Annotated in this window: 21 protein-coding genes; 11 read left to right on the top strand and 10 right to left on the bottom strand. The window is 61.8% G+C overall.

Going from position 1 to position 22,248, the window contains the following annotated elements:
- The first annotated feature begins 184 nt into the window (after positions 1–184).
- The 5 genes from AC2GXZ_RS27830 (at position 185) to AC2GXZ_RS27810 (ending at position 5,077) form a co-directional block, all read left to right on the top strand.
- Positions 185–757 carry a sugar dehydrogenase complex small subunit gene (locus tag AC2GXZ_RS27830; RefSeq protein WP_483762498.1) on the top strand — a complete coding sequence of 191 codons (573 nt, stop codon included), beginning with the start codon at positions 185–187 and terminating at the stop codon, positions 755–757.
- 30 nt (positions 758–787) lie between these two features.
- Positions 788–2,398, top strand: coding sequence for a GMC family oxidoreductase (locus tag AC2GXZ_RS27825; RefSeq protein ID WP_483762497.1), 1,611 nt, complete (start codon positions 788–790; stop codon positions 2,396–2,398).
- A gap of 2 nt (positions 2,399–2,400) precedes the next feature.
- Positions 2,401–3,888 (top strand): c-type cytochrome, encoded by a 1,488-nt coding sequence (locus AC2GXZ_RS27820; RefSeq protein WP_483762496.1) that lies wholly within the window; start codon positions 2,401–2,403, stop codon positions 3,886–3,888.
- A gap of 153 nt (positions 3,889–4,041) precedes the next feature.
- Positions 4,042–4,200 (top strand): hypothetical protein, encoded by a 159-nt coding sequence (locus AC2GXZ_RS27815; protein WP_483762495.1) that lies wholly within the window; start codon positions 4,042–4,044, stop codon positions 4,198–4,200.
- A 106-nt stretch (positions 4,201–4,306) separates the two neighbouring features.
- A complete protein-coding gene (locus tag AC2GXZ_RS27810; protein ID WP_483762494.1) occupies positions 4,307–5,077 on the top strand; it encodes a LamB/YcsF family protein in 771 nt (256 codons plus the stop codon).
- A 7-nt stretch (positions 5,078–5,084) separates the two neighbouring features.
- On the opposite strand, the gene AC2GXZ_RS27805 is transcribed toward AC2GXZ_RS27810, so the two are convergent.
- Both AC2GXZ_RS27805 and pxpB read right to left on the bottom strand, forming a co-directional pair.
- Positions 5,085–6,029 carry a 5-oxoprolinase subunit C family protein gene (locus AC2GXZ_RS27805; RefSeq protein ID WP_483762493.1) on the bottom strand — a complete coding sequence of 315 codons (945 nt, stop codon included), beginning with the start codon at positions 6,027–6,029 and terminating at the stop codon, positions 5,085–5,087.
- Positions 6,026–6,790: a 5-oxoprolinase subunit PxpB gene (gene pxpB / locus AC2GXZ_RS27800; RefSeq protein WP_483762492.1), complete on the bottom strand. Its 765-nt coding sequence runs from the start codon at positions 6,788–6,790 to the stop codon at positions 6,026–6,028. The genes AC2GXZ_RS27805 and pxpB overlap by 4 nt, the downstream gene beginning before the upstream one ends.
- A 369-nt stretch (positions 6,791–7,159) precedes the next feature.
- Between pxpB and AC2GXZ_RS27795 the strand changes: the two genes are divergently transcribed.
- Complete coding sequence (locus AC2GXZ_RS27795; RefSeq protein WP_483762491.1) at positions 7,160–8,086, top strand: dihydrodipicolinate synthase family protein; 927 nt, start codon at positions 7,160–7,162, stop codon at positions 8,084–8,086.
- A 70-nt stretch (positions 8,087–8,156) separates the two neighbouring features.
- On the opposite strand, the gene efeO (AC2GXZ_RS27790) is transcribed toward AC2GXZ_RS27795, so the two are convergent.
- The 5 genes from efeO (AC2GXZ_RS27790) to dld all read right to left on the bottom strand — a co-directional run bounded on the left by efeO (AC2GXZ_RS27790) (position 8,157) and on the right by dld (position 14,375).
- Complete coding sequence (gene efeO, locus AC2GXZ_RS27790; RefSeq protein WP_483762490.1) at positions 8,157–8,987, bottom strand: iron uptake system protein EfeO; 831 nt, start codon at positions 8,985–8,987, stop codon at positions 8,157–8,159.
- Positions 8,988–9,031: 44 nt separating this feature from the next.
- Positions 9,032–10,369 (bottom strand): iron uptake transporter deferrochelatase/peroxidase subunit, encoded by a 1,338-nt coding sequence (efeB, locus tag AC2GXZ_RS27785; protein WP_483762489.1) that lies wholly within the window; start codon positions 10,367–10,369, stop codon positions 9,032–9,034.
- Positions 10,366–11,562 (bottom strand): iron uptake system protein EfeO, encoded by a 1,197-nt coding sequence (gene efeO / locus AC2GXZ_RS27780; protein WP_483762488.1) that lies wholly within the window; start codon positions 11,560–11,562, stop codon positions 10,366–10,368. Before efeO (AC2GXZ_RS27780) ends, efeB begins: the two co-directional genes overlap by 4 nt.
- Before the next feature lie 13 nt (positions 11,563–11,575).
- Positions 11,576–12,433: an iron uptake transporter permease EfeU gene (gene efeU / locus AC2GXZ_RS27775; RefSeq protein ID WP_483762487.1), complete on the bottom strand. Its 858-nt coding sequence runs from the start codon at positions 12,431–12,433 to the stop codon at positions 11,576–11,578.
- 232 nt (positions 12,434–12,665) lie between these two features.
- A complete protein-coding gene (dld, locus tag AC2GXZ_RS27770) occupies positions 12,666–14,375 on the bottom strand; it encodes a D-lactate dehydrogenase (protein WP_483762486.1) in 1,710 nt (569 codons plus the stop codon).
- A gap of 146 nt (positions 14,376–14,521) precedes the next feature.
- Between dld and AC2GXZ_RS27765 the strand changes: the two genes are divergently transcribed.
- The 4 genes from AC2GXZ_RS27765 (at position 14,522) to AC2GXZ_RS27750 (ending at position 17,556) form a co-directional block, all read left to right on the top strand.
- On the top strand, positions 14,522–14,917 hold the full coding sequence (locus tag AC2GXZ_RS27765; RefSeq protein ID WP_483762485.1) for a VOC family protein: 396 nt from the start codon (positions 14,522–14,524) through the stop codon (positions 14,915–14,917).
- Between the two features lie 44 nt (positions 14,918–14,961).
- A complete protein-coding gene (locus tag AC2GXZ_RS27760) occupies positions 14,962–15,483 on the top strand; it encodes a gluconate 2-dehydrogenase subunit 3 family protein (protein WP_483762484.1) in 522 nt (173 codons plus the stop codon).
- Positions 15,480–17,045, top strand: coding sequence for a GMC family oxidoreductase (locus tag AC2GXZ_RS27755; protein WP_483762483.1), 1,566 nt, complete (start codon positions 15,480–15,482; stop codon positions 17,043–17,045). The genes AC2GXZ_RS27760 and AC2GXZ_RS27755 overlap by 4 nt, the downstream gene beginning before the upstream one ends.
- A gap of 94 nt (positions 17,046–17,139) precedes the next feature.
- Positions 17,140–17,556, top strand: coding sequence for a ribbon-helix-helix domain-containing protein (locus AC2GXZ_RS27750; RefSeq protein WP_483762482.1), 417 nt, complete (start codon positions 17,140–17,142; stop codon positions 17,554–17,556).
- 45 nt (positions 17,557–17,601) lie between these two features.
- Here AC2GXZ_RS27750 and AC2GXZ_RS27745 read toward each other — a convergent pair whose 3' ends face one another.
- A complete protein-coding gene (locus tag AC2GXZ_RS27745; RefSeq protein ID WP_483762481.1) occupies positions 17,602–17,961 on the bottom strand; it encodes an ArsR/SmtB family transcription factor in 360 nt (119 codons plus the stop codon).
- 231 nt (positions 17,962–18,192) lie between these two features.
- Here AC2GXZ_RS27745 and AC2GXZ_RS27740 point away from each other — a divergent pair, with 231 nt between their 5' ends.
- Positions 18,193–19,296 (top strand): NADH:flavin oxidoreductase/NADH oxidase, encoded by a 1,104-nt coding sequence (locus tag AC2GXZ_RS27740; protein WP_483762480.1) that lies wholly within the window; start codon positions 18,193–18,195, stop codon positions 19,294–19,296.
- A 312-nt stretch (positions 19,297–19,608) separates the two neighbouring features.
- Here AC2GXZ_RS27740 and AC2GXZ_RS27735 read toward each other — a convergent pair whose 3' ends face one another.
- Both AC2GXZ_RS27735 and AC2GXZ_RS27730 read right to left on the bottom strand, forming a co-directional pair.
- Positions 19,609–20,238 (bottom strand): TetR/AcrR family transcriptional regulator, encoded by a 630-nt coding sequence (locus tag AC2GXZ_RS27735; RefSeq protein WP_483762479.1) that lies wholly within the window; start codon positions 20,236–20,238, stop codon positions 19,609–19,611.
- Between the two features lie 56 nt (positions 20,239–20,294).
- Positions 20,295–22,244, bottom strand: coding sequence for a MacB family efflux pump subunit (locus AC2GXZ_RS27730; protein WP_483762478.1), 1,950 nt, complete (start codon positions 22,242–22,244; stop codon positions 20,295–20,297).
- Positions 22,245–22,248 lie beyond the last annotated feature (4 nt).

Genomic DNA, 22,248 nt, shown 5'->3' with positions numbered 1-22,248 from the left:
CAATGCGATCAATCATGCCATGACCCTAATTGACGCTGCGACGAAACGTCCCTATACCAGACTCATGAGAGCGCTCTCATAGCTTATCAGTTTCCGCTCCGGCCAAGCCTTGCGCAGCTTTCCCGAGGTGGAACGGACCCGCCCCAACAGCTCCCCCGCATGGGAAAATCACTTGGAATTCACCATGGCTCAATGTCCCCAACCCGGCGCCCCGCCCAAGGCCGCCGTCAGCAGACGCAATTTTCTGAAAGCCCTTTCCTTTTCCGTTCCTGCCGCCTGGCTGCTGAACGGCAGCATGTCGGCCTCCGGTGCCCTGGCGCAGGTTCTGCCGACGGCAAAAGCGCCGGCCGATTTCATGCAGGTCTCACGTCTTCTGACCGGCCATCCGGAAATCGACGATACGCTCGCAGACATGGCGTGGTCCGCCCTGACCCGCCGCGAGGAAACATTCGAGGCCGGTTATGCCGCCCTGGTCAAATCGATCGAGGCAAACGGGCTTGTCGATTTTGCAGCACTCGAACAGTCCCCTGTTCTGGCCGATCCGGCGACGAAGAAAACCGCCGTCACGCTCGTTTCGGCCTGGTATCTGGGCCGTGTCGGCGAAGTGCTCGACCGCGCCGAGCCAGGCCCGGATTTCATTACCTATACCGGCGCCCTGATGTGGCGACCGACGAGCGACGTCACCGTCCTGCCGACCTATGCGCGCGGCGGTCCGGGGTACTGGGCGGCACCGCCAGCAACGCTTGCGACCGACTGACCTTTCCAATTTTTCCCATCAGGTAATCCAATGGCCAATACAGAATTCGACGCCGACGTCATCGTCGTCGGCTCCGGAGCCATGGGCGGTCTTGCCGCCCAGAAGCTCGCAGAAGCCGGCAAATCCGTCATCATCCTCGAAGCCGGCCCGCGTGTTCCGCGCTGGAAGATCGTCGACAGTTTCCGCTCCAGCGGCAACGTCTCCTCCAATGGCGGCAACCGCAACCAACCCTATCCGAACGAACCCTGGGCCCCCACCTCCTTCGTGCCGGGTTATGTCGAGAACACCGGCCCGGTCTCTTATGTCGCGGGCATGTTGAAACTGGTCGGCGGCACGACCTGGCACTGGGGCGGCGCCTGCTGGCGCAACCTGCCCAATGATTTCAAGCTGAAATCCACCTATGGCGTCGGCCGCGACTGGCCGATCGGTTATGACGATCTCGAGCCGTTCTATTACGAGGCCGAGACGAGGATGGGTGTGTCGGGCGACGATCATGCCGACTATTCCGGCAAGGGTGGTCAGCCCTATCCGCCGCGCAAGGAACCCTACCCGATACGGCCGCAGGAACTGTCTTACTTTTCCAAGCGGTTCGCCGAAAAGGTCGCGCCCGGCGGTTACAACTATACCTACCAGCCCAACGGCCGCGCGACAGACCCCTATGGCGGCCGCCCGGCCTGTGTCGGCAACAACAACTGTTCGCCGATTTGTCCGATCGGGGCGCAATATTCCGGCGACCGCAACGTCACCTTCGCCGAACAGGCCGGCGCCAAGCTGATCGAGAACGCCGCCGTCTACCGGCTGGAGAAATCAGCCGACGGCAAGAAGATCGCCGCCGTGCATTATCACGACAGCAACGGCAACAGCCACGCGCTCACCTCCCGTTACGTCATCGTCGCGGCCCATGCGATCGAGACGCCGCGGCTGCTGCTTCTCTCCGACGTCGCCAATTCCTCCGACATGGTCGGCCGCAACCTGATGGACCACAATGCCTTCGGTGCGTCCTTCCTGTCCGACGAACCGATGTGGTCCGGCCGCGGCCCGGTACAGCAGGGCGATATCCTCAACTGGCGCGACGGCGCCTGGCGCTCGGAACATGGCTGCATTCGCTACGAGATCGGCAATTTCGTCGGCAATGTACCGATCACCGAATATCTGATGGCGCAGGGTGTCATCGGTCCGGAACTGGACAAGCAGATCCGTCATATGGCGGCGCGTTTCACGCCGGTTTCGTCGAATATCGAATCGCTGCCGCACCCGACCAACCGGGTGACGCTGTCATCGACCAACAAGGACAGGTTCGGCCTGCCGCTGAACTCCATCCATTATGATGTCGATGATTACGTGCGCCGTGCCGGCGAAGTGGTGAAGCAGGATTTCGACAGGTTCCAGTCGCTGCTGGGCGCCACCGTGTTCAGCAAGAATACCAGCGTCTGGGAAAACCGCGACCACCCGATGGGCACGGTGATCATGGGCGACGATCCGACGGATTCGGTCGTCAATGCCGAATGCCGCACCCATGACCATGACAACCTGTTCCTCGCCACGTCGGGCGTGATGCCCGCCTCGGCCGCCAACAACCCAACCATGACCGGATGCGCATTGTCGCTCCGTTCGGCCGACATCATCGCAAGGGAGATCTGACCATGATGCGTCTTGCGACACTTGCGGCAACGGCTCTCGCTGCCTGCACCATCGCCGGCACCGCCACCGCCCAGGACAATGATCTTGGGAAAGCGGGCGATCTGGTGAAACGCGGCCAATATCTGGCGACCGCGGCCGACTGCGCCGCCTGCCACACGGCGCCTAAGGGCGGCAAGCCGTTTGCCGGCGGTTACCCGATCGCATCGCCGATGGGGACGATCTGGTCGACCAATATCACGCCGTCGAAACAGGCCGGCATCGGCAACTGGACCGAGGAAGAGTTCGCCCGCGCCGTGCGTGAGGGCGTTGCGCCCTCCGGCAATCTCTATCCGGCGATGCCCTATGATTCCTATTCGGCAATCACCGATGACGACATGAAGGCGCTTTATGCCTATTTCCAGCAGGGCGTTGCCCCGGTGGACAGCGCACCGGCGCATAAGACAGAGCTCGCCTTCCCGTTCAACCAGCGCATCCTGATGTCCGGCTGGAACCTCATCAACCTCGACCATACACGGTTTGCACAAAAGCTCGGCGAGAGTGCCGAAGTCGCCCGCGGCCGGTATCTGTCGGAAGGCCTGGCGCATTGCGCCACCTGCCACACGCCGCGCGATGCGACCATGGCGATGGACAGAAGCGCCAATCTCGCCGGCGGTTTTGTCGGCGCATGGGAAGCCCCCAACATCACCTCCGACAAGGTTGCCGGGATCGGCGACTGGACGGATGCGGAAATCGGCCAGTATCTCAGCCAGGGCCATGTGCCCGGCAAGGGCGTTGCTGCCGGCCCGATGGCGGAAGCGGTCGAACTCAGCCTGTCGAAGCTGAGCAAGGACGACATTTCCGCGATCACCGCCTATCTGCGCACCGTGCCTGCGGTGGAGGACGGCACGCAGACCGGCTCGCCCGCGGGCTTCGGCACGCCGGTCAAGGATCACTATGATTTCGACGGCGAACAATCCCGCAAGATCCTGCATGCCGCCGATGCGGGCCGGGCCGCCAATGCCGAAATCTACAAGGATGCGACACGCGGCAATTTCCTCGGTCTCAACGACGGTGCAACGCTTTACGACGCGGCCTGCGCCACCTGCCACATGCCCAATGGCGCCGGCAGCAGTGACGGCTATTATCCATCGCTCTATCACAGCACGGCGACCGGATCGGCACGGCCGAACAATCTGGTGATGACCATTCTCGAAGGCGTTCACCGCACCGGCACAAGCGGCCCGACGCTGATGCCGCCCTTCGAGCATGACCTTTCCGACCGTCAGGTTGCAGCCGTTGCCAGCTTCGTCGCCCAGAATTTCGGCAATCCGGCGATGAAGGTGACGCCTGAACAGGTTGCCGAGTTGCGAAGCGGCGGCCCGGTGCCGCTGCTTGCCAGGCTCGGAGCGTGGCTGGTGGTCATCCCGGTCGCCATCGGCGTGCTGTTTGCGGCTCTGATCGTCGCCTGGCTTGCCACCCGGCGCAGCCGCCAGCGGCTGGCTGCAGCCTGACGAACAGGCCCCTGTCTTCCGCCGTCTGGAAACAACCGGCGGCGGGAGACGAACAAAAGATGTCTCTCCGATCGCCATCTTCTGTTCACGGTGTTCGGGGATGACCGTCCGTTCCTCGTTGATTTCCGCAACGGCTCGGTTAGAAACGATCGCATGAGCGATAACGTCATCAAGTTCCAGCGTCCGAAACAGCCCAAGCCGCCGCGCCAGACACCGCCGTGGCTGAAGCGCGTGCTGACCGTCGTCGTGGTGATTGCGGCCTTTGCCGCGGTCTATGCCTATTTCAGCCTGACCGGCGCTCCGCAGCAATAAGGCAGGCGGGCAGCGCCGCATCATCGATCCATAACACCATCAAGACCGTGGCTTTCGCACGCCGATTTGGTATTGGAGCGATATCGGCCGGCATAAAGGAGATGGCATGCGTATCGACCTCAACTCGGATCTCGGCGAAGGTTTTGGGCCCTGGACGATGGGCGATGACACGGCGATGCTCGACATCGTCAGCACCGCCAATATTGCCTGCGGTTTCCATGCCGGCGATCCCGAAACGATGCGCGCCACCGTAAGACTGGCAAAAGAGCGCGGCGTCGCCTTCGGCGCCCACCCCGGCTATCGCGACCTGATCGGTTTCGGCCGCCGGCGCCTGCCGGGCCTCAGCCTTTCCGAGATCGAATCGATGATCGCCTATCAGGTCGGCGCGATGGCGGCGATCGCAGCACTCGAAGGCCATCCGATGACCCATGTGAAGACGCATGGGGCGCTTGCCAATGTCTGCGCCGATGACGAGGCGACGGCGCTTGCGGTCGGCCGGGCAATCAAGGCGGTCGATCCGGCGCTGGCAGTCATGGTCATGCCGGGCACGGCAACGGCGCGCGCCGCCGAAACGCTCGGCCTCACGCCGATCAACGAAATCTATGCCGACCGCACCTATGCCGACAATTTCAACCTGTCGCCGCGTTCCGAGCCGGGCTCGGTGATCCATGATCCCGAATTTCTGGTGCAGCGGGTGATCGCGATGGTCTCCGAGGGCTGCCTGACATCGACCTCGGGCAAGCGGCTGGAAGTGCCGATCGGCTCGATCTGCGTGCATGGCGACACGCCCGGCGCCGTCGACATGGCAAGACAGCTTAAGGCAGCGCTGGAAAAGGCCGGATGGACCATCGGTTCGCTGGTCCATCCGAAAGCCTGATCAGAGTTCAATCCGGCTTTTGCCTCAGACCGCCGATCACCGCGGCAAGCCGGTCCTGTGCATGGATCGACATGTCCTCGGCGATATCGGCGGACACGGCGCGGAACACAAATTCCTGTCCGGCCGGCAATTGCGCCAGTCGCGCCAGATCGAAGGACGCGACGGTGGCGATCTTCGGATAACCGCCGGTCGTCTGGCCGTCGGCAGTCAGCACGATCGGCTTGCCCGACCCCGGGACCTGGATGGAGCCGACGACGGTGGCATCCGAGACGATGTCGTGGCCCTTGAAGGCGCTGAGTGCCGGGCCGTCGAGCACCATCGCCATCCGGTCGCGCGAGGCGGTCGTCCGGTAGGGCCGGCGCAGAAAGGTTTTCCAGGCGCTGTCATCGAAATAATCGTCCTGCGGGCCGGGAACGACGGCGATCGGCCCGGAGCCTCGCAGATAGGGCGTGCCGAGCGCGCGCTCGACGAGATCGCCGCCATCGCCGAGAGGCAGGTGGTCTTCGGCCGCAAGGCTACGCCCGTCCAGTCCGCCGAGGCCAGTGCGCAAATGGGTCGAGCGGCTGCCGAGCACCTTGCCGGTGACGATGCCGCCGGAAACGGCGAGATAACCCCAGACGGCACCGCGCAGCGCACCGATGCTCAGCATCTCGCCGGCGCGCAGCAGATGGCTTTCCCATGTGGAGACCGGCCTGCCGGCGATCTCGACGGCGCAGCTGCCGCCGGAAACGGCGATCGTGAGGTCGCGATCGGCGCTGAAGACACCGCCCATCAGGGCAAATTCGATGGCTGCCGAACCGGGCGCATTGCCGACCAGGGCGTTGGCGATCGTATGGGCATCACGGTCGACGGCACCGGAGGTCGAGACCCCGCGGGCGCGAAAACCGTAACGGCCGTCATCCTGCACCGACATGGACGGTCCGCTGCGATGAATGGAAAGAAGGCCGGTCATGACAGGATCTCCCTGGGCGAAACGGTGCCGGCGGCAACTTGCCGGTCGAGATCTTTCGCCTCATCGGCATCGATGCTGCGGAAGGTGATGCGGTCGCCGGCCTTGACCAGAAACGGTTCTGCGCGGGCGGGATCGAAAAGCCTGAACGGCGTGCGACCGAGATAACGCCAGCCGCTTGGGCCGGGTACCGAATTGATGTTCGACTGGCGACCGCCGATACCGACCGCACCCGCCTCTATCCGCTGGCGCGGCACCGCGAGCCGCGGCGTATGCAGGATTTCGGGGAGGCCGCCGAGATAGGCAAAACCCGGCGCAAAGCCGATCATGTAGACCCGGTATTCGGCCGAGGCATGCATGGCGATCACTTGCGCTGCCGTCATGTTCTTCAATGCCGCCAGTTCGTCGAGATCGGCCTGGTGTTCGCCGCCGTAAAAGACCGGAAACTCCAGCAGCCGGCCGGGATCCTGCCGCATGCCGGCCGACACCGTGGCGCGCTGCATCAGCTGCTCGCCGAGCGCCGCCCCGCGCACCGATGCGGGATCATAGATCACCGTCAGCGAACGATAGGTCGGGATCGTTTCCAGAATGCCGGCGATCGGCTCGGCTGAAAGCGATGCATCGAGCGACAGGACTGCGAGATTGGCGGTCTCGCTGACCTGATCGGAAAATTCGATGCCGATGGCACGGTCGCCGCAGCGCAGGATCCTGGGATAGGAAATCTCCATGCAGGAGCGGGTGCCGGGATGGGGCAGGAGGGGCATGTCTTCAATCTACCGTTTCGCCATCGAAGCCCGGAATGGCCGGGATCCGATCCAAATGCCGCAGGATCTCTCGGCAGTCAGCCGGAGGATCCTCGACGTGTCGTCTGCGGCCGTGCGTTTGGCAAGCCGCCGATCCGGGCCATTAGCACAGGCGCCGGCCTGCCGAGTAGGGGAGGGCGGAAAATAATCGGTACAATCCGGGGGCCGATTGCGACACACTGTCGTGACCGGCACGGGACATGGCATGACATGGCCAAATCGTGATAGCCGATGGGAGGGGGCTGACAAGCCGGCCGGTTCTGGCTGCCGGTTCAGCCGCAGTTGATGACGGCGAATGGTGCAGGCATCACCGTGCCGCGAGGAGAGCGAATGACATTCAACACACGCACCAGCGGCGTCTATGCGATTGCCGCAACGCCGTTTTTCGACGACGGATCGATCGATTTCAATTCGGTCGACCGGCTGACGGATTTTTACGCGGAAAGCGGCTGCACCGGCATTACCATTCTCGGCATCATGGGCGAGGCACCGAAGCTCGAGCCGGAGGAAAGCCGGGCGATCATCAGGCGGGTGGTCGAGCGTGCAACGATACCTGTGATCGTCGGTGTCTCGGCGCCCGGTTTTGCCGCCATGCGTTCGCTCGCCCGCAGTTCGATGGATATGGGGGCTGCCGGCGTGATGATCGCACCGACACCGGCGCTGCGGACCGACGACCAGATCATCAGCTATTTCGCCGGCGCCGTGGAAGCGGTCGGTGACGATGTCCCCTGGGTATTGCAGGATTATCCGCTGACGCTGAATGTGGTGATTTCGCCCGGCGTCATCGCCAAGGTGATCTCCAATCATCCGTCCTGCCAGATGCTGAAACACGAGGATTGGCCGGGGCTGGAAAAGATCTCGAAACTGCGCGCCATGCAGACATCCGGCGAGCTGCGAGAATTTTCCATCCTGTGCGGCAATGGCGGCATGTTTCTCGATTTCGAGCCGGAACGCGGCGCCGACGGGGCGATGACCGGTTATGGTTTTCCCGACATGCTGACGGAGCTTGTTTCCCTGTTTGCCGCCGGAAAACGCGACGAGGCGCATGACCTGTTCGACGCGCATCTGCCGCTGATCCGTTACGAGCAGCAGCTCGGCATCGGACTTGCCGTGCGCAAGCATGTTTTGAAGCGCCGTGGCGTGATCGCATCGGATGTGCAGCGCAAGCCGGGCCAGATGCTGACCGCAACCGCCAGGGCAGAGGTCGACTACCTGCTGGCGCGAGTGGGCCGGCACGACAAGCGGGCGGTACTTTAGAGCTTAAGGCAAGCAGTCAGGACGCATTTGTTGGCCACCGCCCATATAAGGGCGATGGCCAATCGACGCCTTAGTTGAGGCCGAGCGTTCCGCGCAGGGTCGAAAGGTCTTCGGCCAGCGTGTTGACCGGGCCGGCAAGCGCCTTGCGGTCGTCTTCGGTCAGCTTGTCATAGGTTTCGTAACCGGTCTTCGTCTTGTATTTGGCAAGGATCGTGTCGACCGACTTGAAGTTTGCATCGACCTTGGCGACCAGCTTCGGGTCTTCCTTTTTGACCAGCGGCTGAAGCAGATCGACGATCTTCTTGGCGCCGTCGACATTGGCCTGGAAGTCCCAGAGGTCGGTATGGCTGTAGCGGTCTTCTTCGCCGGAGATCTTCGTCGCGGCGACTTCTTCCATCAGCGCGGCGGCACCGCCGACGACCTTTTCCGGTGGCACGGTGAGATCCTTGACGCGGCCCTGCAGTTCGATGACGTCGGCATAGAGCTTGTCGGCGAGCTTATCGAGGCCGTTGGTGGAGTTCTCGGTGAACAGGCTGTATTCGATCCGGTGGAAGCCGGTGAAATCGTCGGACTTCTCAGCCTGTTCGTGGTCGTCGGCGCGGGAATCGATCGATCCGTCAAGATCGGAAAACAGTTCCGCGATCGGCTCGATCTTTTCATAGGTGACACGGGTCGGAGCATAAAGCTCCCTGGCCTTGCTCAGGTCACCGGCCTTGACCGCGGCGGTGAACGCCTTGGTGTCCTTGGCCAGCTTGTCGAGGTTTTCCTGAACGAAGATCTTATAGTCGGCGATCGGCTGGACCAGGTCGATGGGCGATACGGCTGCGTGGGCAAGGCTCACACCGGCAAAAAGCGCGGCCGTCATGGCCGCGGGCAAAAGCATGGAACGGGTTTTGGTCATGGCGATCTCTCTATATTCGGGTTGAGATGGGACAGTGGGGGCAATCAGCCGGGCGCATTTTGCGGCCTCGCGGTATCGAGAAGCGTTCGCGCGAGGAAATCTCCCTCGTCCATCACGCCGGGAAGAACAAAGAAATATCCACCGCCGATAGGCTTGATATATTCTTCCAGCGGCTCGCCATTCAGGCGGTTCTGGACATGGATGAAGCCCTTTTCGAGATCGGCCTGATAGGCGATGAACAGCAGCCCCATCTCCAGCTGGCCGGCCTTGCTGACACCGTTGGAATAATTGAAAGGCCGACGCAGGATGAGATTGTCGTCGGATGCCGCGTCGCGCGGATTGGCAAGCCGGATATGGGCCGTCATCGGCGTCGACTTTCCGGCCGGATCGCTGGCATAATCTGGCACATCGCCCTCGGACCGGCCGTCGAAGGGCGCGCCGCTGTCCTTGCGGCGTCCGAAGATCGTCTCCTGCTCCTGTAGCGGCGTACGATCCCATCGCTCGACGAAATTGCGGATGACACGCACCGCCTGATAGCTGCCGTGGCTCGCCCAGGCTGGCTCATTTCCGCCGGGCTGCACCCAGACGACGCGGTCCATCAGGCCGTCGTCGGTCGAATTGGGATTGGCCGAGCCGTCGCGGAAACCGAGGAAATTGCGCGCGCTTTCCTTCGGTTTTCCCGGCTCCGGCGCCCGCACGGGCACCGAGCCTTCCTGTTTCCAGCGCACCATCAGGTAATCCGGCGTGTTGCGGATGATGTCGCGCAGCGCGTGGATATTGGTATCCGGCGTATTCGAACAGAATTGGATGAGCAGGTCGCCGTGACAGAAATCGCGCTCCAGCGCGTCGTTCGGAAACCTCACCATCCGCCGCAGCTGGCCGGGCTTTGCAGCGGCAAGCCCGAACCGCTCGTCGAAAAGCGATGCGCCGACCGAGGTGGTGATGGTCAGATTGTCGGGCGTGACATTGGGGCCGAGAATGCCGGAATCGGCGGGCGGAAAACGCGGGTCGAGCGCCGGCGGTTCGCCGCCCTTCATCAGGAAGGCGGTCCTTTCCGTCAGGACGCGAAACAGCCTCTCCAATCCGTCGAGATCCTTGCAGAGGATGTCGAAGGCGACGACCAGGCCGGCAGCCGGTCGCGGCGTGACGATGCCCGGCTGATGCAGGCCGTAAAACGCATGCGACTGCTGCAGCATGTCGCTTTCCGGCGCCGAGGTTACGCCTTCGGATATAGCCGTTCCCGCAGCGAATGCATGCATCGGGCAGGCGCCCATTCCGGCCGCCATGCCGGCGGTGCCGAGGCCGGCTCCGATCAGCAGTCGGCGGCGCTGCGGGGACGATGGGCTGGTATCGGTTGCAGCCTTGATCTTCGATGGCGTCATCCGTGCACCCCCAGCCCGTCGAGTACCTTGTTCAAGTCAGAGGCCAATGTGGAGGCCTGTGTCTTCAGCGCCGTCTTTTCGGTTTCCGAAAGCGTGTCATAGGCCGCAAACCTGCCGTCGCTGCGATGTCCGGCAAGCGTTGCGCCAAGGTTTGTGACGTCGGTATCGATCGCCTGGAAGGCCGTCGCATTGGTCTTGATCGCACCGGGCCTGATCAGGTCGGCGACCTTGCGAACACCTTCGAGCGTCGCGGCAAAAGAGGCAAGGTCGGTATGCGCATAACGATCGTCCTCGGTGTCGGCCGTGCCGCTGGCAAACCGTTCGAGCGCGTTTGCGGCGCCCGATATCATCCGGTCGGGCGTCACCTGCAGATCATGGATGCGGGTGGAAAGCGCGGCGGCGTCGGCTGAAAGTTTCTCGGCAACCGTATCGAGACCTGTGAGGCTGTGTTGCGCAAACAGCCCGTATTCGATCCGATGCAGGCCGCCGAAGGCCGGGTCGGCCTCCTTCTTCTCGTAATCGTTGGCGCGCGCATTGATCGCGGTATCGAGATCCGACAGCGGGCCGGCAACCGGGCCGAGATGAGCATAGGCGATCCGTGCCGGCTCGTAGAATGCGCGGGCCGTATCGAGATTTCCCGACTTGATGGCGTCGGAAAGGTCGGTGACGGCGGAAACGAAGCTGCGTGTCTCTCCAGCGAGATAAACCTTGTATTCCGCCAGCGCGCCGATGAGGTCGGTAATCGTCAACCTGGCGCCGGCAGCCTTGTCGCTTTCCGCCGAGGGCGTGACATGCAGCTTGCCACGCGGATTGGACAACAGCCCGCAGGTGATCTCGTAGTCGCCGGGTTCAAGCCGGGCAGACAGCGTCTGGGTGAAGCCCGGCGCGATATTCTCTCTTTCCTCGACCACCATCACTCCGTCGAGGATCTCCCATTCGACGGCGCGGTCGGACCTGTTGACGATGTTGAAGACGCGGCGGCCGGCCGGCACGGTGAGTTCCTGCGGATCGCAGGCACGGCCGGCAATGGTCACGGTCGTCGCCTCCCTGTCGCCGGCCTGCCCCGCCAGATGCGAGGAGCGTGACGCGTAATAGAAGGCAGCACCTGCGACGAGGACGAAAACGATCGACAGGCCGAGGCCGGCCTTGATGACGATCGGAGACAGAGGCGATGCGGATGGGTTTTCGGACATGACCGATGCCGCTTTACTGTTTGGAGGCCGAATGTGCCGAGCGACCTGCGGCCTGATGGCCAGCGGTGTCACGGGACGGCGGAGAAAGATAGAAGACCAGCGCCACGGCGACATAGCTGACGTAGACGCTTACCTCGCTGACGGTCGGCGCATCGATATAGCCGAATATTCCGCCCAGCGCCGAGCCGAGCGGACTGTCGAGCGGCATCCGGTCGCTGAGGTCGAAAACCACGCCCTGCAGGTGGTTCCAGATGCCGGCCTCATGCAGGGCCTTGACCGCATTGGCAAAAATGCCGGCGGCAACGACCAGGATGAAAACCCCGGTCCAGCGGAAGAAACGACGCAGATCGAGCTTCAGCCCGCCCATATAGATGCCGTAACCGACCATTGCCGCGAGAAGCGTGCCGAGCAGGGCCCCGAGCGGTGCGGAGGCAGTCTCCGACTGCTGGAAGGTGGCAAGCAGGAAAAATACCGATTCCAGCCCCTCGCGAACCACAGCGAGAAAGGCCATGACGGCAAGACCGAAGCCGCCGGCTGACGAGCCGAGCGCCGCATCAACCGACTGTTGCAGTTCCGACTTGATCGAGCGCGCAGCCTTGCGCATCCAGAAAACCATGGAGGTGAGCACGCAGACGGCCACGAGGCCGATCACCGCCTCGAAAAGCTCCTGCATCTTCTGCGGGAACTCAGCCCTGACCAATTGCAGAATGGCGCCGACGGTGAGAGACAGGGCAATCGCCAGAAAGATACCGATCCAGACCACCGGCATCCACTGTCCGCGGCCACTCTGCTTCAGATAGCTGGCGATGATGCCGACGATCAGCGCGGCCTCGACACCTTCGCGAAACATGATCAGAAAAGGGACGAGCATCACAATCCAGTCCGGTATTGGCGGACTGCTGGTGTCTCTCCAGTGCCGGCGCCAAAAGCCTTCGTAATTGGCTCATGTTTAGGCCGTGCATCTGATCGCGACAACCAACTGTGAGTGGAAGCTGGGCGTCGAAATTGTGTTCGAAATGAGGCTTGGGTGAACTCGCCGGCGCTGCAAGTTTGCGGGTCCGGTATCTTCCGGAATTGCTAAGGGCTGCTTTTCGAACAGGCCATTACGCCGATGTCCTCGTACAGGAACAATCCTTACCGTGAAGGCGCAGGCGGGATGTCTTGCCGATACCCGGGTTGAAGCTGTTGGTCGGATCGAGCGCAGCGTAATGGGCAGCAAGCGCCGGCTTGGCTGCATAGATATGGCCGACATTGTGCTCGGCCGGATATTCCGCGCCGCGTGCATCGAGAAGCGCCAGCATCCGTTCTTTGAGCGCCTTGGGGTCTTTGCCCTTTTTCACCACATAGTCCTGATGCAGGACGTGGCAGAGGAAATGGCCGTAATAAATCTTCTTCTCGATCTGGGCATCGATCTCCGGCGGCAGATGTTCGAACCAATCGGCATCGTTGCGGCGCAATGCAATGTCGAGCGCCAGAATATCCTCGACGGTATCGGGATTGACGGCAGCATAACGGATGGCGGCACCGGCCGCGGCGAAACGGTGCAACATCGCCTTCTTGGCCTCGGCGGGATCGCAGAGGAACCAGCCATTCTCTCCGACGGCTGCTGTCAGCATGGCTTCGGTCTGTGCGGCGGTGGCGCCTGATACTTTCAGGATCAGGTGATGTTCGAAGGTTGCGCGAAATGCCAGCATGCGGCCGGGAAGCGCCTCGGGCACAAGCCGCGACAGGGCCTGCATCAGACGGTCGGTAAGGTTGCGGGGCAGGAAGGACAGTTTCTTCAACCGCGCATCGACGGCACCCTTGAGTGCGAAGAAGCCCGGAAGGCGATCGGTGCCGAGCCAATGGATCATCAGCAATGTGTCCTTGCCGAAACGCCGGGCGATATCAAAACAATCGCGATGCAGGTATTCGCCGCTGATCGGCAGTTCCGGCAATTCGGTCAACAAACGGCGGCGCAGGGTGGCAAGTGCTGCTGTGTCATTGGTGCCGATATAATAGACGCGGTTATCGGTCTCGACCGGAAACGTGTCGAGCCGCACTGCAAACACGGCCACCTTTCCGGCGGAACCGGATGCCTCGAACAGACCAAGCGGGTCCGCGTTGAACCGTGCGGGTGTCGAGGCGTCGACGTCGCGCACGCGGGTCATGTAACCGTCATCCGACGCGCGGCCGATGCCGTGGCGGACGCTTGCCGGGTCGATATCGCCACGATCGAGCCGCCCGAGGATTTCTTCAGGCGTCTCGCCGAGATCGATCCCCAGGTGATTGACCAGTTGCAGGGAGCCGGATGCGGTCCGCTGCGCGTAAAGGGACAATTCGGTGAATACCGGGCCGCGTCGCACCAGCGAGCCGCCGGAATTGTTGCATACGCCGCCGATGATCGAGGCACCGATGCAGGACGAGCCAATCACCGAATGTGGCTGTCGACCGAAACCCTCCAGCAGCTTTTCCAGACCGAACAGAGTGCCGCCCGGCTGGCTGACGATCTGGCGGCCGTCATCGAGCACATGTATGCGGTCGAGCCGCAATGTGGAAATGATCGCCACATCGCGGTCATAAACACCCTTGGGTGTCGAACCTTCGGTCAAGCCCGTATTGGCCGCCTGCATGATGACGATGCAATCGGCGGCAATCAGCAGTTGCAGCACTCTCCACATTTCGATCAGGCTGCCGGGGACCACCACCATGATCGCCTCGCCCTCGCCGGAGCGAAACCCGCGGCAGAAGCGTTCCATCTGGCGAGGGGCGATCAGGCAATGGCGGCTGCCGACGATGTCGGTCACCGATCGGTTCAATGCGTCGCGGTTCATGCAATCTCCCATTTATCGCGGCCACACCGCGTTTCCTCTGAACGCAGCAATAACCCGTCGCGAAATAAGACAGGTAGTATCCGAATAATACCAGTCCTCCGTTTCCATCTTTATAGTCTGAACCGGGAGTTAATGAGAGGGAGAGCATGGCGAAGTTTGTGCACAGCATGATCCGGGTACTGGAGGAGGCCCGGTCCGTCGATTTCTATGGGCGTGCTTTTGGCTTGAAAGTCGCAGACCGCATCGATTTCGACACGTTTACGCTGATCTATCTGTCCAATCACGAAAATGACTTCGAACTAGAACTGACCGTCAACAAGGGCCAGGACGTCGCTTACGACCTGGGCAATGGTTACGGGCATTCGGCCTTTGTCGTCGAGAATGTCGATGCCGAGCATGCGCGGTTCGAGAAGGCAGGATTTGCACCGCGCAAGCTGGTGGATTTCCAGCACAATGGGCAGAACCTGGCACGGTTCTTCTTCGTCCAGGACCCGGACGGCTACCAGATAGAGGTGATCCAGAAACACGGCCGATATCGCTGAGGGGCGATGCGGACGGGAGGAATTTGTTTTCAAGGGAGGAAAGAATGAAAACGACAAAGCGACGTTTGCTGCTTGGCGGTGCGTCCGCCGCACTGGCAGCATCTGCCCTGGCGAAAGTGGCTTTCGCAAAACTGCCGCTGGATGCGGCAGGAGAAAAATCGAGCCACAAGGCTCTGGTGCGGATGATCCGCGTCATGTTTCCGCACAAGCGTTTCCCCGACGGTCCCTATCAGCGCACCGCCGATGCCATTCTCAAGGCGGCAGCAAAAACACCGGCCGAAAAGGTCGCATTCGCGACGGCACTGCATGATCTCGATGCCGGCGGCTTCACCGATCTTGATGACAAGACTGCCCTTGCCAAATTGAAGACCATCGAGGACACCCCGTTCTTCAAGCTCGTCAAGGGCACCACCGTCACGACCCTTTACGATGATCCGGAGGTCTGGGGCCTGCTCGGTTACGAAGGCCCGAGCTTCGACAAGGGAGGGTATGTCAAGCGCGGCTTCAACGATCTCGCATGGCTGCCTGAACCGCGTATCGAGGAATATACGGGAGCAGGCCAATGAAACAGATCCCCAAGGACGAGGCCGCGGTCGTCATCATCGGTTCCGGTGCCGGCGGTGGAACACTGGCCTATGAACTGACCAAGGCGGGCATCGCCTGCGTCGTTCTGGAAGCCGGTGCATTCATCAAGAACGAGGATTATCACAATAACGAGTGGCAAGCCTTCCAGCAGATGGCATGGCTCGATCCCCGCACCACCAGCGGTTCCTGGCGGATTGCGACGGATTTTCCGACGCTGCCGGCCTGGATCGTCAAGGCGGTGGGGGGCAGCACCACCCACTGGTCGGGCGCGACCCCGCGTTTCAAGGACTACGAGTTCAAGGCCCGCACAACTTACGGCGACGTTGCCGGGGCGAGCCTTCTCGATTGGCCGATAACGCTTCAGGATCTGGCGCCCTATTACGACAAGGCCGAAATGGCCATGGGCTCCACCCATCGCCACGGGCGTCCGGCACTGCCGGCCAATAACAACTACAAGGTCTTTGCCAATGGTGCCGAGCGGGTCGGCTACAAGCTTTACGCAACCGGCCCCTATGCCACCAATGCCGAGCCTTATGACGGGCGTCCTGCCTCGATCCAGGACGGGTTCAACTTCCAGGGCGACAAGAGCAAGGCCAAGTGGAGCACGCTCGTGCGGGAAATCCCGCGGGCGCTGGAAACCGGGCTTCTGGATCTGCGGCCCGACAGCCATGTCGTGCGCATTACCCATGATGCTTCCGGCAAGGCGGATGCGGTTCTTTATGTCGACAAGGATGGCGCGCTACACCAGCAGGCGGCGAAAGTCGTCTGCGTGGCAGGCAACTCGATCGAGACGGCGCGCCTGCTGCTCTTGAGCGACAGCAACCGCTTCCCGAAGGGACTGGCCAACAGCTCCGATCAGGTCGGACGCAATTACATGCGCCACCTGACCGGGTCGGTTTATGCCCGGTTCGACAAGCCGGTGCATATGTATCGCGGCGAGACCATGGCCGGGATCATCGCCGACGAGGCGGCACACAGGCCCGAACGCGGATTTGTCGGCGGCTATTACATGGAAACGCTGTCGCTTGGTCCGTCCTTCCTCGCAGCCTTCGCCGAGCCGGGAGCCTGGGGGCCTGAGTTTGCCGAAATCATGGAGGCCTATGATCAGACTGCGGGCATGTGGATCGTCGGCGAAGACATGCCGCAGGCGACCAATCGCGTGACTTTGTCGGAGACGACCAGGGACAAATGGGGGCTTGCCGCACCCAATGTCCATTTCGACGATCATGCCAATGACGTGGCGATGCGCACCTATGCCTACGAACATGCCGAAAAGCTTTACGAGGCCGTCGGCGCCGTCGGTTCGCACAGGACACCGCCTTATCCGTCCACCCACAATCTCGGGACATGCCGGATGAGCGCGAAGGCGGAGGATGGCGTCGTCGACCGTTGGGGCCGTGCGCATGACGTACCGAACCTGTTCGTCTCCGACGGCTCGGTGATGACCACCGGTGCGGCCGCCAACCCGACGCTGACGATCGTCGCGCTTGCCATAAGGCAGGCCGAACACATCGCCGGCGAATTGAAGAAGGGCGATCTCTGAACAGCGAAGGGCCGCAACCATGTCGCGGCCCTTTCACGATTATTAGCTTCTGCTATCGTGAAAACGAGGAGAGCTGCGGCGGAGGAGGAACCCCATGTGCAGATTATTCATCGGTGCTGATTCCCATCTTTGGGAAAGTCAGACACGCTCCATCCGCATGGACGGAATGGTGACCAGCGTCAGGCTGGAAAACATGTTCTGGACGGTGCTTGAGGAGATCGCCGCCAAGGACGACCTGAACGTGCCGCAACTGCTGCACCAGCTTTACAACGAGTCGATCGATGCCGGACATGACCTGGGCAATTTCACCTCGTTCCTCAGGGTCTGCTGCCTGCGTTTCATCGACCTTCGGCTGAAAGGCCTGCTGCTTCCCAATGGTCAGAGCGACATTCTTTCCGCCGAGGAGATCCTCAGCCTTGAGGCCAAGGCACGACAGCAGGGACATGGCGACCGCATGACCGCTCTGGGTTATCAGTCCCTGAGCACAACGAAACCTCCGCAGCGGCACTAAAAAATGCCTATGCCATCCATTGATACCCCTACAGAAGCCTGAAACTCAGCGCTTGCCGACAGATGTGACAGCCTTCCCGGCGCCACCATCCTGTTCAAGTTCCTTTACCAGCATGGCCAGAAGGCCGGGAAACCGAGCTTCGATGTCTTCCCGGCGCAGCGAGGACGCGCGGCGGTTTCCGTAATCGACCTGACTGATCAGCCCGGCTTCGCGAAGGATCTTGAAGTGATGCGTGAGCGAGGCTTTCGCCACGGGAAAGCCGAACGACACGCAGTTGCGCTCGGTGTGATCCGGAAGCGTCGCCAGAATCGCAATTGCCATGCGGCGAAGTGGATCGGACAGGGTGGAAAACACCACACTGAGGTCGATCTCATCGCGCGCGGGCTGGGGAAGAAGGTCAGGCATGATGCATGCTTAGGGAAATTGGCAATTTGATGCAAGCGACAGGTATGCCTTGACGCATACCTCGTGAGGCCGTAGCTATGGTCGGCATCGCACCAGCGCGTTCCACCAAACCTGCCGGCGTCGATCGAACTGCTGCATCGTCGCGGGCTTTTTATCCAAGAAACTCGTTGGAAACGATGTCAAACCCGACATGTCCCCCAACATGCCTCCCAAATGCCCAAAGTGAGCCACATGCCCCAGCCACAGCTTTTTACACCGTTCAAGATCCACAATCTGGAACTCGAGAACCGCATCACCATCGCCCCGATGTGCACCTATTCGGCCGTGGACGGATGCATGACCGACTGGCATCTGATCCATCTTGGGCAACTGGCACTGTCCGGCGCCGGACTGCTGACGATCGAGGCGACTGCGGTGGTTCCCGAAGGCCGGATCAGCTACGCGGATGTCGGATTATACGATGACGCGACGGAAGCGGCGATGCGCCGGACGCTGGACAGCATCCGCAAATGGTCGAACATCCCGATTGCCGTTCAGCTTGCCCATGCCGGACGCAAGGCATCGTCCGATCTGCCGTGGCATGGCGGCGGGCAGATCGCGCCCGACCATGAAAACGGATGGCAGACGGAGGCACCGTCGTCGGTGCCGTTCAAGACAACAGACACAGTGCCAACCGAGATAAGCCGCGAGCGCATGCTGGTTATTCGCGATGCCTTCGTGGCGGCCGCGGTTCGTGCGGCGCGTATCGGGATTGATGCCGTGCAGATCCACGCCGCACATGGTTACCTTCTGCATTCGTTCCTGTCGCCGCTCGCCAACCAGCGGACAGACGAATATGGCGGCAGCCTCGAGAACCGCATGCGCTTCCCGCTGGAGGTGTTTGACGCGGTGCGTGCCGCCTTCCCGGCCGAAAAGGTCGTCTCGGTTCGTGTTTCCGCGACGGACTGGCATGATGGCGGCTGGAATTTGGAAGAGACGGTCGAATTCGCCAAGGCTCTTGATCTTCGCGGCTGCAATGCCATCAACGTGTCGACCGGTGGACTGCATGTCGACCAGAAAATCCCGGTATCACCAAGCTACCAGGTGCCTTTCGCCCGCACGGTAAAGGCGGCGGTCAGCATGCCTGTCGTCGCTGTGGGACTGATCACCGAGCCCTCTCAGGCAGAGGCGATCATCGCAACCGAAGATGCCGATCTCATCGGGCTGGCGCGCACGGTCCTTTATGATCCGCGCTGGCCCTGGCATGCCGCGGCAGCTCTTGGTGGAGAAGTATCTGCAGCGCCCCAGTATCATCGCAGCCAGCCCTCGACGTTGAAATCGCTGTTCAAGGCGTAATCGAAGGGCCATGCGCACGACTTGCGCATGAATGAGCAGGAGCGGCGACCACGACTTCGCGCCTCTATGAAACTATCGACCCTCCGGTCCATCCGGAGGGCCGATAACGGCTCCATTGCAGGGGTATTCGGCCTGTGTTGTCGGCGATCGCCGGTAATCGGTCCGAGGATTGCCTCGGTCGCGCAAGGCCGTGCCGTGCAAAAATTGACCCCTTGGTGCCTCGCGCTCATCGCTGGGGGTCGCACGCTCGGCAGATGCGCACACGATTGAAAACGCGAGGCGCCGCATTTATGGTACTAATTAGTACTGAATTCAAGACGGACGTGTGCCGCGCACGAAAATACCAATGCATCGGCGCAGGTGGCGGTGGCGATCGTCTCTGTTCTTCCAGTCGCGGCCCGCCGGTCCCATGCCGCCAAACAGCAGGTCCATCAGCATCCGGGCGCCGCTCATCGTATCGTCGAAAACCAGTTTCCGCTGTGCGACCTGAAGATCGAGCCATTCCGCCAGAAGCCGGCGGGATCGGTCGATACCTTCGACCCGCAGGACCTCGCCGAGTTCGGGAACCTGCGAGGCTTCCTGAATGACAAAGGCGATAAAGGCTTCACGCTCGCGTTCGTCGGCCTCTTCGATATCGATCATGAAGATCTCCTCGAGGACCTGATCGACAGGGCGGTCCTCTCCTGGAGGCCGTGGCAAGGCCAGCATCATCCGCCTGTGGGATCCGACCACGGCGAGGAACAGCTCGGCCTTGCTTGAGAAGACGTTGTAGATCGTCTGCTTGGAGATATGACATCGGGCCGCGACAATGTCGGTCGTCGTGCCGCGATAACCCAGCTCGACGAAAGTCCGCCGGGCTTCGTCGACGATCACCGTGCGGCGGTCTTCGTCGCTGAGTTTTTTCGGCCGACCTCTCACACGCTTTTTGTCCGGATCATCCATCACATCATTCCATCCGTGTCCTGCCTGCAATGTCCTGCCTGATATCCCGGCTGTGCTCAGGCAAGGGCTGCCACCGGATCCAGCCGTGAGGCATTACGCGCCGGCAGGTATCCAAAGACAATACCGATCAGGCAGGATGACACGACTGCGAGCGTGATCGGCGTTGCGGTAAACACCAGGCTGAAGCTTGAACCGAACAGGCTGAAAGCAACCCCGAACAGCAAGGCAAGGGCGACACCGAGCACGCCGCCGATCAGGCAGACAAGCACGGCCTCGATGAGAAACTGCTGCAGGATATCCTGGCGTCTGGCACCGACGGCCATGCGCACGCCGATTTCGCTGACCCGCTCCGAGACCGAGACCAGCATGATGTTCATCACGCCGATACCGCCGACGATCAGTGAGATGACGGCGATGGCGCCGATCAGCAGCGTCATCGTCTGGGTCGTGCTGGTGATCGTCTGGCGGATGTCGTCGGTGTTGAGGATGAAGAAGTCCTTGGAGCCATGGCGGCCGGTCAGGAATGTCGTCACCGTCTGTTCGGCGACACTTGTGTCGGTGTCGTCTGCGATCCTCAGCGTGATGCTGCGCAGCGACTGATCGCCGGTAAAACGCGTCTGCACGCTGGTATAGGGCATGTAGATGGAAAGGTTGTCACTGGAGCCGAAACCACCTTGCTGCGAGGAGATCACACCGATGACCCGCGACGGCACGCTGCCGACCAGGATGACCTCGCCGATCGCCTTGCCGGCATCGCTGCCGAACAGGGTCTTGGCGGTATTCTCGTCGATCACCGCGTCCTGTTCCATCGCCGATACGCCGGTATCGTCGAAGAAGCGGCCGGCCAGCAGCTTCGATCCCTTCACCTCGAAATACTGGCTGCCGACACCGTTCACCAGGGCATTGGCTTCTGTCGCTCCGAACCGCGCCGTCGTGCTGGTGGACACCGTCGGGGTGGCGGCGGCAACATAGGAGAGCTTTGCCAGCGCCTCGGCATCCGACACCACGAGTGTCTTCACCCGGCCGGACCGCATGTCGCCGAAGCCGCTGCCGGGAAACACCTCGAGCGTATTGGTGCCGAGGCTGCTGATATTGGCAAGCACCTTCTGCTGGCTGCCGGTACCGAGCGCCACGACCGATATCACCGATGCGATGCCGATGATGATGCCGAGCATGGTGAGGAAACTGCGCATGCGATGCGCCTTCAACGCCTTGCAGGCCATGAGAAAGGCTTCGCGAAAACGGTCAATGCCGGCCCCGACGCGGTTTGCCGGGGATGGTTCGCGAGGCGCGACATTACCCTTCCTGGCCTGGGCGGCCTGCGAGCGCGTGTCGGAGACGATCTGGCCATCCGAAATCTCGATGATGCGTTCGGCCCGCGCCGCCACGTTGGCGTCATGGGTGACGATGATGATGGTGCGGCCCTCGGCATGCAATTCGTCGAGAATGCGCAGCACTTCCTCGCCGCTCGACTTGTCGAGCGCACCGGTCGGTTCATCGGCCAGGATCACGTCGGCATTGTTCATCAGCGCGCGTGCGATCGATACGCGTTGCTGCTGACCGCCGGAGAGATGCCCGGGGCGGTGGTCGGTCCGATCCGCCATGCCCAGGCGCCCGAGAAGAGCGGCCGCCCGTTCGCGACGCTGGCTGCGATCGCGTCCGGCATAGACCGCCGGTATCTCGACATTCGACAGTGCCGAGATTTCGTCCAGCAGATGGTAACGCTGGAATATGAAGCCGAAATGCTCGCGCCGGAGCGCCGAGCGGGCGTCGTTGTCGAGCGCCGATGTCTCGCGCCCGGAAATTCTGTATGTGCCGGCGGTCGGGCGGTCGAGCAATCCGAGAATGTTCATCAGGGTCGACTTGCCGGAACCCGAGGCGCCGATGATGGCGACCATCTCGCCTCGCTCGATGGTCAGGTCGACATCCTTCAGGACAGTGATCGTGCCGTCACCCGAGGCATAATCGCGGCGAAGGCCGGTTAGCGAAATCAACGGTTCGGTCATTGCT

The organism is Aliirhizobium sp. YIM B11859, assembly GCF_057163345.1.
The sequence above is the reverse complement of the archived record's forward strand: the minus strand, read 5'-3'. Positions and strand labels throughout refer to the sequence as shown.